Genomic DNA, 14753 nt, shown 5'->3' on the forward strand with positions numbered 1-14753 from the left:
GGGGGGAGTAATCCTCCCTCGCCCTTTGCCTTCCAAATTAGGTCGAAAAAGCAACGGAGTCAACCCGCGCTTTTCCGACGCTGCTCGCAGACTCAGGAAAAAATGACCTGAGCCCAGCGCGCCAGACCCGCCGTGACCGAGCCGAAATCATCACCGCCGGCAATTTCAATTCCAGGCAGCTGCTGCGCCAGCGCTTTTTTGATCAGCGGTGAACGGGCGCTACCGCCGGTCAGATAGATAACGTCAGGTTTTTCATTGCCGTTTTCCAGCGCCAGCTGAACCTGCTCCAGAATGCGGTTTAACGGCTGATTCAGCGCAGCTTCCAGACCCATCTGGTTGATGTCTGCGGCCAGCTCCGGGCTCAGGAACGACAGCGAGGTGGTGATGTCTTCTTTGTCGGAAAGGGCGATTTTGCTCTCTTCGGCGCTGCGCACCAGACGGTAGCTCAGGCGCTGTTGCCAGGTTTTCAGCAGCAGGTTTACTTTGTCCGAATCGCGGGCGTCACGCACCAGGTCACGCAGCATGCGCCCATTAGCGGCGCTGTAGAAATCGGTCTGTGCCGGAACATCGTTGATAGCGACGGCATTCCACCACGGCAGAACCGGCAGGGCGATCCCTTTTTCCGTGTCGCCGCCCATGCCGAGCAGCGGCATCAGGCATTTGAATGCCAGCGCGATATCCAGATCGTTACCGCCCACGCGGCAACCACTGTGGCCGAGCAGGCTGTCCTGACGCTCACGGCGGGCGCGCCACTGCGGCCCCATCAGCAGCAGGGAACAGTCGGTAGTACCGCCGCCGATATCGACAACCAGCACGCGTTTTTCGCTACTCAGCGTGGCTTCAAAATCCAGACCCGCCGCAACCGGCTCGTACTGGAAGACCACATCGGCGAAACCGGCACGTTGCGCGGCACGTTTCAGAATCCCCTGGGCCTGTTCGTTAGCGTCATCGCCGCCGAGACCCTGGAAGTTAATCGGACGGCCAATCACCGCCTGAGTAATGCTCTCTGACAGCTGCGATTCTGCCTGCTGTTTAATGTGCAGCATCATGGAGCACACGAGGTCTTCAAACAGCGCAACTTGCTGCGGCTTAAGCCCGCTGGCGCCCAGGAAGGATTTCGGTGATTTGACGAAGTACACTTCTTCGGGATCGTCGATGTACTGCTTCAGCGACGCGAGACCGAACTGGACGCTGTTGCCCAGCACCTCAATATCTTCTTCGCGGTTGTAGCGGATAGCCCGGCGCAGCAGCGCTTCGGTTTCCGTGCCGGTCGCGGGAACGTCGTGCTGGCGATACAGCCATTCGCTGACGGATTCACGCGTTGGCGCGCAGAGCATCGAGGGCAGCAGCGTGCTCCCGTTTTCGAGGGTTAAAAGCTGCGGCGCATCACCGCGCATCACGGCCACTGAACAGTTTGCCGTACCGTAGTCAAAACCAATAAACACTGTGTGAATTCCCCATGCCGGTGAAGAAAGGGCGAAGACTTTAGCGGAATGTCGTGCTGGCGACAACCGGAATATGAAAGCAAAGCGCGAATGGCGCTAAGCGGTTATGCTCTGGAGACTTATTGAGGAGAAACCATGTTCATTTTACCCTGGCAAGCACCTTATGACTGGGCCTGGATGTTCGGCTTTCTGGCAGGGCGTACCGTAGAGGGCGTTGAGCGCTTTGACAATCAAACCTATACCCGCAGTTTTTCGTTGAACGGTCATCATGGGCTGATGCGTGCCACGCCCGATCTTACGACGCAGACGCTGGTGGTCACTCTTTCCGATGGGCTGTTGCCGGTTAAAGATCAGTGTCTGCAACGGCTTGAGCAACTTTTCGATTTGCGCTGCGAACCGCAGCAGGTGTCGGCGGCGTTGGGTGAACTGGCCGCCGCGCGACCGGGTCTGCGTCTGCCGGGCTGTGTCGATGCCTTTGAACAGGGTGTGCGGGCGATTCTTGGACAGTTAGTGAGCGTGGCGATGGCCGCGAAGCTGACAAGTCGGGTGGCGAAAGCCTACGGCACGCCGCTTGAAGAAGCGCCGGAATTTACCTGTTTCCCGACGCCGCAGCAGCTGGTGGTTGCCGATCCGCTGGCGTTAAAAGCGCTGGGGATGCCGGTAAAACGCGCCGAAGCCTTGATACATCTGGCGCAGGCCGCCATTTCAGGTGAGCTGCCGTTATTGCCGCCTCACGATGTGGAAGCGGCAATGAAAACGTTGCAAACGTTTCCCGGTATTGGCCGCTGGACCGCCAACTACTATGCGTTGCGCGGCTGGCAGGCCAAGGACGTTTTCCTGCCGGACGACTACCTGATTAAGCAGCGCTTCCCCGGCATGACGCCTGCGCAAATCCGCCGATATGCGGAGCGCTGGCAGCCCTGGCGCTCCTACGCGTTGCTGCACATCTGGTACAGCGACGGTTTTCAGCCGGGCTAATGGGTGTGCTGTTCGCGGCGAGTGGTCCCTTCAGGCTGATGGCCGGAAATCACCACCCCGCGCGTTTCCCGCCCAAAGGCGACAAACAGGCAGATAAGAATGGCGACCGTCCCGGCGACCAGCGCCATCGCCATCCCGTAGTTGCCGCCGTTGGCTTCGGCGATCCGCGCCTGGAGGGTGGCGTTCACCGAAGCCAGCAGATTCCCCAACTGGTAGACAAACCCCGGCAGCACCGCGCGGGCATTGGCGGGAACCAGTTCGTTGAGGTAGGTCGGCACCACGCCCCACGCGCCCTGAACCATAAATTGCATCAGGAATGCGCCAAGCCCAATGTTGAACGAGCCGGTGGAAAAGGCCCACAGCGGCAGCACCGGCAGCGCCAGAAACGCCGCGATGATCATCGCTTTTTTTCGCCCTATTTTTTCCGACACCGAGCCGAAGAAGATCCCGCCGAGCATCGCCGCGATGTTGTAACCGATGGCGATCAGGCTGACGGTGTGCGGATCAAAACCGTGCTGTACTTTCAGGAACGTCGGATACAGATCCTGGGTGCCGTGGCTGAAGAAGTTAAAGCAAGCCATCAGCAACACCAAATACAGGCACAGCTTCCATTGGCTGCGTAAAATGGGCAGCAGCGCCGTGCTCTCTTTGCGTTCGCGCGCCGCCTGCCACACCGGCGATTCCGGCACTTTGAACCAGATGTACGGCAGCAGGAAAATCGGCAGGGCGCCAATCAGGAACATGCCGCGCCAGCCCACGGTGCTGTAGAACAGGCCGAAGATAATCGACGCCAACAGGTAACCGCACGGATAGCCCGCCTGGAAAATCCCGGACATAAGGCCACGTGAGCGATCGGGAATGGTTTCCATCGCCAGTGACGACGCCACACCCCAGATCCCGCCCATTGCGATGCCGTACAACAGCCGCAGCACCAGGAACGTGGTGAAGGTCGGTGACCACGCTGACAGCAGCTCAAAGATGCTGAAGAATAAAATATTGAGCATCAGGATCGGACGGCGGCCATATTTTTCCGCCATCCGGCCAAAAATAAGCGCGCCAATCGGGCGGACCGCCAGGGTCAGCATGATGGCAATCGAGACTTCGGAAACCGAAGAATGAAACCAGCTGGCGAGGTCGCTCAGCACGAAGACCAGAATGAAGAAGTCAAAGGCGTCCAGCATCCAGCTTGAGAAGCTGGCGAAAGCGACGTGCTTTTGGGTTGAGCTCCAGTTAAAAAGTGTAGGCATGTTCGGTGTCCTGAAAATGGCTGTGCGGGGACAGCGTAGGGCAGGCAGGGCGTTGTGCGGGCAAGATGTCGACAGGACCTGTCACCGGGAAAGTTTTCTTGTTAAGCATTTGTATATTACATGTAAAGAATGATTGATTAGCAGGTTAATCGTTAGATTTTGTAAGTATTAGCAGCGAAACGAAAATGAATAAGCCCGCGGCGGCTGCGGCGGGCGAGGGGAAAGCCGGACGGGGATCAGTTGATGGCGAAATAGCTGGTGTTGAGTACCACCTCCAGCGGCTGGTTGGCGGCAATCGAATCGCCGTAAATCAGATCCACGCCAATGCCGGAAAGCGTGTCCATCATTAGCGCCTGATTGGTTGGCCCGGCAATGGTTTTCATCCCCAGACGCTGGGCGTGGCCCTGCACGATAGTGACCATCATTTCATCCATCAGACTGGCGTGCACATTGCCAATCAGTTCCGGGTCCAGCATCACGTAATCGGCGATGCCCGCTTTCAGATGTTCAAACAGGTCCAGATCCTGACCGACCTGGCTGATGATAATTTTACAGCCGGCGTTACGCAGCTGATCCAGCCCTTCCTGAACGCCGGACTGCGCCAGGCTGCTGGCGTTGAACACCAGATGCAGCAGCCGGGCGGGCATGGCGCTCTCTTTCAGGCCGTCGAGAATTTCGTTAATCAGCACCGGCCCGGTCAGGCCCGCCGCTGACAGCGGCAGGGTGACGCTGACCCCGCGGGTGGCAACCTTAGGCGCCCAGCTGCGGAAGAACTCCTGGAAAATACGGCGATCGAGGGCGTGGATCAGCTCTTGATCCGCCAGCCCTTTGCGGAACGCCTGTTCCTCAACCATTTCGCCTTCGCTGGTCCACAGCCGCATCGACAGCAGCCAGAAGTTGCTGGTTTCCGGAATGCGCGGCGACGCCACGCCCCGGGCCATCAGCACCAGATGGTTGTCGCGCACCATGTGCCACTGTTCGTCGAGCGACATCATGCTGCGCTGCTGATGCAGCCGGTCCTGCTGCGGTTCATAGACGCTGACCATCCCGCGCCCGTTGTTTTTCGAGGTGTAGCAGGCGATATCGGCCTGCGACATCACTTCGGTCGCCAGACAGTTTTGCTCGTCGATCAAGGTAATCCCGGCGCTGGCTCCGATTCGATGCAGGCGGCCTTCCCACAGGAAGTGATAATCGTTGATAGCCTGAATGATGCGCCCGGAAATATACCGCGCGCTTTCGATGTTGCAGTCAGGCAGCAGTAGGCCAAATTCGTCGCCGCCGAGACGGGCGAGGACATCGCTGGTACGCAACATACTCAGCACCATCGAGGAGAGTTCGCGCAGCAGCGCATCCCCCGCGGCGTGACCGGCGGTGTCATTCACCGCTTTAAAGCGATCCAGGTCGATAAACACCAGGGCGTGACGCTGATGGGTTTCCTGAACGCTTTGCAACAGACGCTTGAGGTGATTCTCAAAGCTGACGCGGTTAGCCAGATGGGTGAGGGCATCGTGCGACGCGCTGTAACTCAGCTGGCGCAGCATTTTGCGCGATTCGGTAACGTCCTGAATAACCAGCACCGAACCGATATTTTGCCCGTCAAGCGTGCTCAGCGGCGTGATGCTGTAATGGATGTCATAACTGCCGCCGTCGCGACAGTGCAGCACCACATCCTGGTCGATATCGTTGCGAGACATATCCCCGCTGTGAATGTTTTCCATCAGCGGGCCGTTATCGCCAAAGGTAATGCGCAGCACGTTCAGCAGCGGCTGCTTCATGGCCTGGTCCTGAGTCCAGCCACTCATTTTTTCGGCAACCGGGTTCATAAAGATCACGTTCATATCGACGTCGGTACACAGCACCGCTTCGCCGATGGAATCCAGGGTAATGTGCAGGCGCTCTTTTTCCTGGAACAGCGCTTCGTTCAGCTGTTTCACCTCGGTCATATCCATATTAATGCCGAGCAGGCGCTCCACTTCGCCCTGTTTATTCAGCACGCGGTTAGCCAGCGAGCGAATATGGCGAATGCCTTCTTTGACGTGGATACGAAATTCCAGCTTGAACGGCGAACGGGCGGTGAGCGCATTGCGGATCACGCGTTCGGCCTGCTCGCGGTCTTCTTCCACCAGGCAGTTATGCCACAGTTGCCAGGTCGGTTTGAGGTGCGACGGGATTTCATACAGCTCGAACATCCGCTTATCCCAGGAGATAAGATCGGGTTCCAGCTCCCATTCCCAGATGCCAATCCCGCCCGCTTCGTTGGCGAGCGTGATGCGTTCCATCAGCCGCTTGTTGACCCATTCGGTGTGCTTCAGGTCGTTGATGTCTTCAATCTGGGCGATGAAATAGAGCGGCGTACCGTCCGCATGACGCACCAGCGACACCGCCAGCAGCGCCCAGACCACGTCGCCTTTACGCGTGTAGTAGCGCTTTTCCATGGTGTAGGTATTGATTTCGCCGCTGACCAGCAGTTCGAGCTGCGACAGGTCATTGTCGAGGTCTTCCGGCCAGGTCAGCTGCTGGAAGGTCATCGCCCGCAGTTCGTTCTGGCTGTATCCGAGGAATTTGCACAGCGCTTTGTTAGCCTGTAGCCACTGGCCTTCGGTGCCGACCAGTGCCATGCCGATGGCGGAATATTCCATCGCGTTGCGGAAGCGTTCTTCGCTCTCGGTAATGTGTTTGCGCTCGGCCCGGAAGGCGTACATCACCATCGTCATCACGTTGGCGGGCAGCAGGATCATCAGGAACGGCAGCCAGGGCGTGTTGCTCATCACGTACACGTGAGGCGTTTGCAGGCTGAGCGGGTTGGTCGCCATCATCAGCGACACCATCATGATAGTAATCAGGAAAATGGAGAACGCTTCCATGCGCGGCAGGCGCACGGCGCTCCACATCAACAGCACGATAACGCAGGTAAATGGCCACGGTAGCCACAGCATCGCCATGGCGCTCAGCGCCAGCGTGACCGCCAGCGTCAGCATCGTTTCCAGCAGCAGACGCGGTTTGCGGTGGCGTAACAGATAATGGTTTTTATACAGCAAACCGAGCGGGACCAGCGCCAGCGCGCCAATCGATTCGGACAACACCCAGACCAGGAAGGTGTGCAGCGCGTGTTCGGCCGGGGCGAACAACAGCACCAGTAGCCCGCCCGCCAGCGGCGGCACGATGGCACTGGAAATAGCCAGGCGAACCCAGTCGTGTAGGTTTTGCAGCGGATTATAGCCGGGCAAAAATTTACGCAGCAGCACCGCGCCCAACGCCGCTTCGATGGCATTGATGGCCGGATAAATGAGATTCAGCGAGCTGGGCGGAAACAGCACCCACGTTGCCAGAAGACCGCCGAGCGTGCAGGCGGCGGCAATGACAGGCCACATTTTCCCGGCATAGCGATAAAACGCGACCATCATAATAGAGGTCGGGAACCATAAGGGGGCGAGAAGAGTTCCGAAACGCGTCAGCTCGAGCGAGAAAAGGGTAAAAATGAACGTCAGTATCCCGAGGCATAACATGCTCAGCACAGGATGAGAGGGCGTAACGGGCACTCGTTGTTCAGATATCTTCATTTACCGCTTTCCGCCAGGGCTTTCCGGCCGCGACTTTTCACGCGGAATGGGCCTGAATTCATAAGGATGACGAATGGGATTATGCTAGTACAAACAATTTACATTTCCTATGGCATCTGCTCAATATTTAACATCATTGAGAGATAAAGAAGGGGCGAAGAACAAAAAGTGTCTAAGGCGTTGGAAAATTGAACATATTAATTTGAGAATAGTCACTTTTCAGCCTGGCTTGGGTGAAAATCGTTTTCACTGGTATCGACGGGCTGAAATCCCTATAATTGCCGCGTTTGGCGCTCCGACGCCACCCTTCCTATCATCCAGGTTAATCAGGTCGCAAAAACTTATGACTGATAAGTCTCATCAGTGCGTCATTATAGGCATCGCCGGCGCATCGGCTTCAGGTAAAAGCCTCATCTCCAGCACCCTTTATCGTGAATTACGTGAACAGGTTGGCGATGAACATATCGGCGTGATCCCTGAAGACAGCTATTACAAAGACCAGAGTCATCTGTCGATGGAAGATCGCGTCAAAACGAACTATGACCATCCAAGCGCGATGGATCACAGTCTGTTATATCAGCATCTGCAAACGCTTAAACGCGGTGAAGCGATTGAACTCCCGGTATACAGCTATGTGGAACATACTCGCATGCCGCAGACCGTGCATATCAAGCCGAAGAAAGTCATCATCCTCGAAGGGATTTTGCTGCTGACCGACGCCCGTCTGCGCGAAGAAATGAACTTCTCCATTTTTGTCGACACCCCGCTGGATATCTGCCTGATGCGTCGTATCAAGCGCGATGTTAACGAGCGCGGCCGTTCGATGGATTCGGTAATGGCACAGTATCAAAAAACGGTCCGCCCGATGTTCCTGCAGTTTATCGAGCCGTCCAAACAGTACGCCGATATTATCGTGCCGCGCGGCGGGAAAAACCGCATCGCCATCGATATTCTGAAGGCCAAAATCAGCCAGTTTTTTGAATAATTCCCTCGAATTATGTACTGTGCTAAATGACCCGGCAGATGCCGGGCATAATGCATTAAAGGAGATAGCGCATGCGTCTGTGTGACCGAGATATTGAAGCCTGGCTGGATGACGGCCGTTTGGGTATTTCTCCACGACCGCCGGTCGAACGCATCAATGGTGCGACGGTGGACGTTCGCCTCGGCAATAAATTCCGTACGTTTAGCGGGCACACGGCGGCATTCATCGACCTCAGCGGGCCGAAAGCGGAAGTCAGTGCGGCACTTGACCGCGTGATGAGCGACGAAATCGTGCTGGCGGAAGGCGAAGCGTTTTATCTGCATCCGGGTGAACTGGCGCTGGCCGTGACCCTGGAGTCCGTCACTCTTCCGGCTGATTTGGTCGGTTGGCTTGACGGGCGTTCTTCTCTGGCGCGACTGGGCCTGATGGTTCACGTTACCGCGCACCGCATCGATCCCGGCTGGTCCGGCTGCATCGTGCTTGAATTCTACAACTCGGGCAAACTGCCGCTGGCGCTGCGTCCGGGTATGCTTATCGGTGCCCTGAGCTTTGAGCCGCTGTCTGGCCCGGCAGCCCGTCCTTACAACCGCCGTGAAGACGCGAAGTATCGCGATCAGCAGGGTGCGGTTGCCAGTCGCATCGATAAAGACTGAGCGTGACTGACACGTCGGAGAGAGCATGAGACGAATTCTGACAACGCTGATGATATTGCTGGTGGTGATTGTCGCCGGCCTTTCGGCGCTGGTACTGCTGGTCAATCCGAATGATTTTCGCGACTATCTGGTGCGCCAGGTGGAATCGCGCAGCGGTTATCAACTGAAACTGGACGGCCCGCTGCGCTGGCACGTCTGGCCTCAGCTCAGCATTCTTTCCGGCCGCATGACGCTGACCGAACCGGGCGCCAATGCCCCGTTAGTCAAGGCCGATAATATGCGCCTTGATGTGGCGCTGTTCCCGCTGCTTTCTCACCAGCTGCAGGTTAATCAGGTGATGCTGAAAGGCGCCGTGATTGAGCTGACGCCGAACACGGAAGCGGTGAAAAACAACAAAGCGCCGGTCCCTCCGCGTGAAAATACGCTGCCTCAGGCACCGGAAGACCGGGGCTGGTCGTTTGATATCGCCAAACTGCAGGTAGCAGACAGCGTGCTGGTGTTCCAGCATGAAGGCGACGAGCAGATAACCGTCCGTGACATCAAAATGCAGATGGAGCAGGACGATCATTATCTGGCTAACGTTGATTTCTCCGGGCGGGTAAACCGCGATCAGCGTGACCTCAATCTCTCCTTTAGCGCGAAGGTGAATGCGGCCGATTATCCGCATGCGCTGAATGCCTCTCTAAGCCAGATTAACTGGCAGCTCCAGGGCGCAGATCTTCCGCCGCAGGGCATTGGCGGGAAGGGTTCTTTGCAGGCCGAATGGCAGGAGGAGCAGAAGCGCATCAGTTTCAAACAACTGCAACTGACCGCCAACGACAGCTCTCTCGGCGGCGAAGGCAGCGTGTTGCTCGGCGATAAGCCGCAATGGACGCTGAATCTTCACTCCGACAAACTGAACCTCGATAATTTGCTTTCCCAGAGCAACCCGTCAGCAAATTCCAGCGTCAACCAGCAGGGACAGAGCCAGTCGCGCCAGCAGCGCCCGGTGATCGCCGAAAGCGCTAACCAGCCTGACTACAGCGGTCTGCGTGGATTCAGCGCGGCGGTGCAGCTTAAGGCTGCGCAAGTGATGTGGCGCGGTATGAATTTCACTGACGTCGACGTGCAGGCTGACAACCAGTTCGGCTTACTCAATGTCAGTGGCTTGCAGGGCAAACTGGACGGCGGCACCCTGTCGCTGCCGGGTAGCCTCGACGCACGCGATGATACGCCGAAATCGGCTTTCCAGCCGAAGCTTGAAAATATTCAGATTGCTTCGCTGTTGAAGGCGTTTGATTACCCTATCAATCTCACCGGTAAACTCTCCCTCGACGGCGAGTTCAGCGGCGACAAAATTGATGCAGATAACTTCCGTCGCAGTTGGCAAGGGAAGGCGAAGCTGTCGCTGCTTGATTCCCGCACCGAAGGCCTTAACTTCCAGCAGCTGGTTCAGCAGGCGGTGGAACGCAGCACGCACGTGAAGGCGAAAGAGAATCTCGACAGCGCCACCCGTCTGGATGAGTTATCCAGCGACATGACGTTAAACAACGGACAGATGGCCCTCAAGAACATGGTCGGTAAATCGTCGCTGTTGGCGCTGACGGGTAAAGGCTCTCTGGACCTGGCCAAAGAAGAAGGCGACATGCTCTTTAACGTGCGCGTGCTCGAGGGCTGGCAGGGCGAGGGCAAGCTGGTGGATATGCTGAAAGAGACGGCGATCCCGCTGCGCGTTTACGGCAAATGGACCGAGCTCAACTACAGTCTGCAAGTCGACCAGGTTCTGCGTAAGCAATTGCAAAACGAAGCCCGCGATCGTCTGAAAGACTGGGCCGATAAGAATCAGGACAGTCAGTCGGGCAAGGACCTCAAAAAGTTCTTAGACAAGCTCTAATCCCCGTCATACTTCAAGCTGCAGACGCGTTGGCTGCATTCATGAACCCCAGTCACTTACTTATGTAAGTTCCTGGGGATTCACTCTTTTGCCGCCTTTCTGCAACTCGAATTATTTAGGGGATAGTCCCCGTCACAATTAAAAAAAAGCCCGGCAGAAATGCCAGGCCTTTTTTATTCAGACTTCGTAGTCCAGGGCGTTATCATCCGTGCTCGGCGGGAAAATCTGTACCCGCTGGACGCGATGATTTTCTACTTGCAGCGTTTTCAGGGTAAAGCCATCGACGTCGACGCTTTCACCGGGGGTCGGCACGCGCTGTAAATGCTCCATCAGCAGGCCGGCGATGGTGTGGTACTCGCGCTTTTCGTCGAGCGGCAGCGGCACAAACTGCACCAGATCTTCCAGCGGCATATGGCCGTTCGCGGTCCAGCTGCCGTCGGCATTTTTCTGAATATCGTGGCGGGCGTCGATCTCCTGTACTTCATTCGGCAGATTCCCGGCAATGGTTTCCATCACGTCGCTTAACGTCACCAGCCCTTCAACGGAGCCAAACTCATCCACCACGAAGGCGAAATGCGTGCGGGCGTTGCGGAACTGTTCGAGCGCGGGCAGCAGCGGCAGCGCTTCCGGGAACACCAGTGGCTGGCGGATCAGCGCCCGTAAATCCAGTGGCTCTCCGCGCAGTGATTGTGCCAGCAGATCAATGACGTGCACCACGCCGAGCAGCTCTTCATCGTGATCACCGCCGGTCACCACCAGTCGGGTATGCTGATTTTTCTCCAGCAGCGCACGAATTTCGGCTTCCGGCGCGCTGAGGTCGATGTGCTCAATATCATGGCGCGAGGTCATGATGCTGCTGACGCTGCGCTGATTAAGATTCAGCACCCGCTCAATCATCCGTCGTTCCTGCGGGTCAAAGACCGGCTCTTCTTTACTGTCCGCCACCAGGGATGCGGTTTGTGCGTCCAGCTCGGCGTCTTCTTTCTGCCCGCTCAGCAGGCGCAGAACCGCTTCTGTGGTGCGGTTGCGCAGGCTCTGGTTCGCCGACAAAAAGCGGCGGCGATTAAAGTTAGCCAATTGGTTGAGCGACTCAATCATCACCGAGAAGCCAATCGCCGCGTACAGATAGCCTTTCGGAATGTAGAAGCCAAAACCTTCCGCGACCAGACTAAAGCCAATCATCAGCAGGAAGCTCAGACAGAGAATGACGATGGTTGGATGGCTGTTCACGAAGCGCGTCAGCGCCTTGCTGGCAAGCATCATCATGCTGATGGCAATCACTACCGCCGCCATCATGACCAGCAAATGGTCGACCATCCCGACAGCGGTAATTACCGAATCGAGGGAAAACACCGCGTCGAGCACCACAATCTGTGCCACCACGGGCCAGAATTTTGCCCCTCGCCGCTGGGTCGGGCCATCGTTGTCCTTCCCCTCCAGCCGTTCGTTGAGTTCGACCGTGGCTTTAAACAGCAGGAATAAACCCCCGCCGAGCATAATTAAATCACGCGCGCTGAAGCTCAAATCGCGCACTGTGAACAGCGGGCGGGTGAGGGTGACCAGCCATGAGATAGACGCCAGCAGCAGCAGACGCATCAGCATCGCCAGAATCAGCCCGGTGATGCGCGCCCGATTGCGCTGCGCGGGCGGCAGCTTTTCCGCGAGGATCGCGATAAACACCAGATTATCAATCCCGAGCACCAGCTCGATAACCACCAGGGTGATAAGCCCTGCCCAAATAGAGGGATCGGCAATCCATTCCATACGTTGTTTAACACCTTTTGTGACAAGACATTCTGATCATGGTTAACGGTGACTCAAATTGCAATATACCCTGAGTTTATTCTTAAATATGAAAAGTAGTTGGTTAATAATATAACCCTATTGTTTCTGTTATTAACTAATTTAATTTCTTATTAATCTGCCCATTTCACCGGGCTGTCTGATGGGGGATTAAAGTCAATATGAAGATAATCCTAAAAGTCAGCGACCATTCTTAATATTTATCCTAAAAACTATGGCGTTAGGAGTTGTTACCTTGTCGGAAATTGGCATTGCTGTAACAATCGAAATGTATAAATGAATATTAGATTTCATCCGCGCTTTATTCCCGGCGGTGAAAGAGAATGTTTGCTGTTTTATACATTGTCTCTCTGTTTCGGTCTGCTTTAACGCCGTAACTGCTTATAACCTTATGATTGAACAGTAGATTGGTAACTGAAAGCCAAGGGCGGTAGCGTGCCTGATGGTTGCTAAATCAGCCTCGATTATTCTGTCAACTGCTTGCGGATTGATAACGTTTTTTTAGGAATGATGCCAGTTATATTTCGTTTCGGTTAACGGCATGCTCAATGTAAATGACCGGAATGAAATCTGGTTTGTTTTATTCGCACAGGATAATTTCTCTGCCAAAGTGATAAATAATCAATGATGAAATCCCAACTGAAATTGATGCCATTATTGGTGTCTGCAATCCTGATGAGTGGTTGCACGGTCCTTCCCGGCAGCAATATGTCGACCTTCGGAAAAGATGTCGTTAAACAGCAAGACGCTGATTTTGATATCGACCGGATGGTGAATGTTTATCCGCTGACCCCGCGACTGATTGAACAACTGCGACCGCGTCCCAACGTTGCGCAGCCAAACATGTCCCTGGATCAGGAGTTAAGCAATTATCAGTATCGCGTGGGCGCAGGTGATGTGCTCAGCGTAACCGTCTGGGATCACCCGGAGTTAACGACGCCTGCCGGCCAGTATCGTAGCTCAAGCGATACCGGTAACTGGGTCCAGCCTGATGGCTCCATTTTCTATCCTTATATTGGCCGCGTGCAGGTCGTCGGTAAAACGCTGTCGGAAATCCGCGATATGATCACCGGCCGTCTGGCGACCTATATCACCGACCCACAGGTTGATGTGAATGTGGCGGCGTTCCGTTCGCAAAAAGCCTATGTGTCCGGCCAGGTGAACAAATCCGGTCAGCAGGCCATTACTAACGTGCCGCTGACCGTGCTGGATGCGATCAACTCCGCGGGCGGTATGACCGACCTCGCCGACTGGCGCAACGTCGTGCTGACGCACAACGGTAAAGAAGAACGTATTTCCCTCCAGGCGCTGATGCAAAACGGTGACCTCAGCCAGAACCGTCTGCTGTACCCGGGCGATATTCTGTTCGTGCCACGTAACGATGACCTCAAAGTCTTCGTGATGGGCGAAGTGAAGAAACAGAGCACCCTCAAAATGGACTTCAGTGGCATGACGCTGACCGAAGCGCTGGGCCAGGCGGAAGGTATCGATATGACCGCCTCCAACGCCAGCGGCATCTTCGTGATTCGTCCGCTGAAAAACGACAAGAGCGGCAAGATTGCCAACGTTTATCAGCTCGATATGTCCGATGCGACATCGCTGGTCATGGCCACCAACTTCACGCTGCAGCCGTACGACGTGGTGTATGTCACCACCGCACCGATCACGCGTTGGAACCGTCTCATCAACCAACTGCTGCCAACCATCAGTGGCGTTCGCTACATGACGGATGCGGCGAAAGATATCCATACCTGGTAACCATTATGTTCAACAAAATTCTGGTGGTATGCGTCGGCAATATCTGCCGCTCCCCAACGGGGGAGCGGTTGCTGAAAAATTATCTTCCGTCGTTGGACGTGGAGTCCGCCGGGCTCGGCGCACTGGTGGGTAAGGGGGCAGACGACAGCGCCGCAAGTGTGGCTGCCCTTCACAATATTTCCCTGGACGGGCACTGCGCCCGTCAAATTTCCGGAAAGATGTGCCGCGAATACGATCTCATTCTGACCATGGAAAAACGTCACATTGCCCGGCTGTGCGAAATCGCGCCGGAAATGCGCGGCAAAGTGATGCTGTTTGGCCACTGGGACGATGAGCGTGAGATCCCCGATCCTTATCGCAAAAGTCGCGACGCTTTTGAAGCGGTTTACCACTTACTCGATCAGTCTGCCCTTCAATGGGCGCAGGCACTGAAAGTACAGCAGGGATAACA

10 protein-coding genes are annotated in these 14753 nt (G+C 55.8%); 6 read left to right on the forward strand and 4 right to left on the reverse strand.

What is annotated here, in order from left to right:
• Window positions 1–92 precede the first annotated feature (92 nt).
• A complete protein-coding gene (gene yegD, locus A8O29_RS07955; RefSeq protein WP_125354259.1) occupies window positions 93–1445 on the reverse strand; it encodes a molecular chaperone in 1353 nt (450 codons plus the stop codon).
• Window positions 1446–1580: 135 nt separating this feature from the next.
• On the opposite strand from yegD, the gene alkA reads away from it, so the two are divergent.
• The gene (gene alkA / locus A8O29_RS07960) at window positions 1581–2423 is read left to right on the forward strand and encodes a DNA-3-methyladenine glycosylase 2 (RefSeq protein ID WP_125354258.1); all 843 of its coding nucleotides are present in this window, start codon (window positions 1581–1583) and stop codon (window positions 2421–2423) included.
• Here the strand turns inward: alkA and A8O29_RS07965 are convergent.
• The gene (locus A8O29_RS07965) at window positions 2420–3670 is read right to left on the reverse strand and encodes an MFS transporter (protein ID WP_125354257.1); all 1251 of its coding nucleotides are present in this window, start codon (window positions 3668–3670) and stop codon (window positions 2420–2422) included. The genes alkA and A8O29_RS07965 overlap by 4 nt on opposite strands.
• A 236-nt stretch (window positions 3671–3906) precedes the next feature.
• Window positions 3907–7230: a diguanylate cyclase gene (locus tag A8O29_RS07970; RefSeq protein WP_125354256.1), complete on the reverse strand. Its 3324-nt coding sequence runs from the start codon at window positions 7228–7230 to the stop codon at window positions 3907–3909.
• Window positions 7231–7573: 343 nt separating this feature from the next.
• On the opposite strand from A8O29_RS07970, the gene udk reads away from it, so the two are divergent.
• The 3 genes from udk to asmA all read left to right on the forward strand — a co-directional run bounded on the left by udk (window position 7574) and on the right by asmA (window position 10741).
• On the forward strand, window positions 7574–8215 hold the full coding sequence (udk, locus tag A8O29_RS07975) for a uridine kinase (RefSeq protein ID WP_110509518.1): 642 nt from the start codon (window positions 7574–7576) through the stop codon (window positions 8213–8215).
• Window positions 8216–8286: 71 nt separating this feature from the next.
• Complete coding sequence (gene dcd / locus A8O29_RS07980) at window positions 8287–8868, forward strand: dCTP deaminase (RefSeq protein ID WP_110509519.1); 582 nt, start codon at window positions 8287–8289, stop codon at window positions 8866–8868.
• A 25-nt stretch (window positions 8869–8893) separates the two neighbouring features.
• Window positions 8894–10741 carry an outer membrane assembly protein AsmA gene (gene asmA / locus A8O29_RS07985; protein ID WP_125354255.1) on the forward strand — a complete coding sequence of 616 codons (1848 nt, stop codon included), beginning with the start codon at window positions 8894–8896 and terminating at the stop codon, window positions 10739–10741.
• Between the two features lie 177 nt (window positions 10742–10918).
• On the opposite strand, the gene A8O29_RS07990 is transcribed toward asmA, so the two are convergent.
• Window positions 10919–12505: a TerC family protein gene (locus tag A8O29_RS07990; RefSeq protein ID WP_125354254.1), complete on the reverse strand. Its 1587-nt coding sequence runs from the start codon at window positions 12503–12505 to the stop codon at window positions 10919–10921.
• 663 nt (window positions 12506–13168) lie between these two features.
• On the opposite strand from A8O29_RS07990, the gene A8O29_RS07995 reads away from it, so the two are divergent.
• On the forward strand, window positions 13169–14302 hold the full coding sequence (locus tag A8O29_RS07995) for a polysaccharide export protein (protein ID WP_110509522.1): 1134 nt from the start codon (window positions 13169–13171) through the stop codon (window positions 14300–14302).
• A gap of 5 nt (window positions 14303–14307) precedes the next feature.
• The gene (gene wzb / locus A8O29_RS08000) at window positions 14308–14751 is read left to right on the forward strand and encodes a low molecular weight protein-tyrosine-phosphatase Wzb (protein WP_125354253.1); all 444 of its coding nucleotides are present in this window, start codon (window positions 14308–14310) and stop codon (window positions 14749–14751) included.
• Window positions 14752–14753: the final 2 nt, after the last annotated feature.

It is taken from the genome of Scandinavium goeteborgense, from assembly GCF_003935895.2.
GTDB lineage: Bacteria > Pseudomonadota > Gammaproteobacteria > Enterobacterales > Enterobacteriaceae > Scandinavium > Scandinavium goeteborgense.

What these genes read in the sequence shown, in the direction of transcription:
- alkA (WP_125354258.1), top strand. Translation starts at nt 1,581, where the DNA reads ATGTTCATTTTACCCTGGCAAGCACCTTATGACTGGGCCTGGATGTTC.
- A8O29_RS07965 (WP_125354257.1), bottom strand. Translation starts at nt 3,670, where the DNA reads ATGCCTACACTTTTTAACTGGAGCTCAACCCAAAAGCACGTCGCTTTC.
- A8O29_RS07970 (WP_125354256.1), bottom strand. Translation starts at nt 7,230, where the DNA reads ATGAAGATATCTGAACAACGAGTGCCCGTTACGCCCTCTCATCCTGTG.
- udk (WP_110509518.1), top strand. Translation starts at nt 7,574, where the DNA reads ATGACTGATAAGTCTCATCAGTGCGTCATTATAGGCATCGCCGGCGCA.
- dcd (WP_110509519.1), top strand. Translation starts at nt 8,287, where the DNA reads ATGCGTCTGTGTGACCGAGATATTGAAGCCTGGCTGGATGACGGCCGT.
- asmA (WP_125354255.1), top strand. Translation starts at nt 8,894, where the DNA reads ATGAGACGAATTCTGACAACGCTGATGATATTGCTGGTGGTGATTGTC.
- A8O29_RS07990 (WP_125354254.1), bottom strand. Translation starts at nt 12,505, where the DNA reads ATGGAATGGATTGCCGATCCCTCTATTTGGGCAGGGCTTATCACCCTG.
- A8O29_RS07995 (WP_110509522.1), top strand. Translation starts at nt 13,169, where the DNA reads ATGATGAAATCCCAACTGAAATTGATGCCATTATTGGTGTCTGCAATC.
- wzb (WP_125354253.1), top strand. Translation starts at nt 14,308, where the DNA reads ATGTTCAACAAAATTCTGGTGGTATGCGTCGGCAATATCTGCCGCTCC.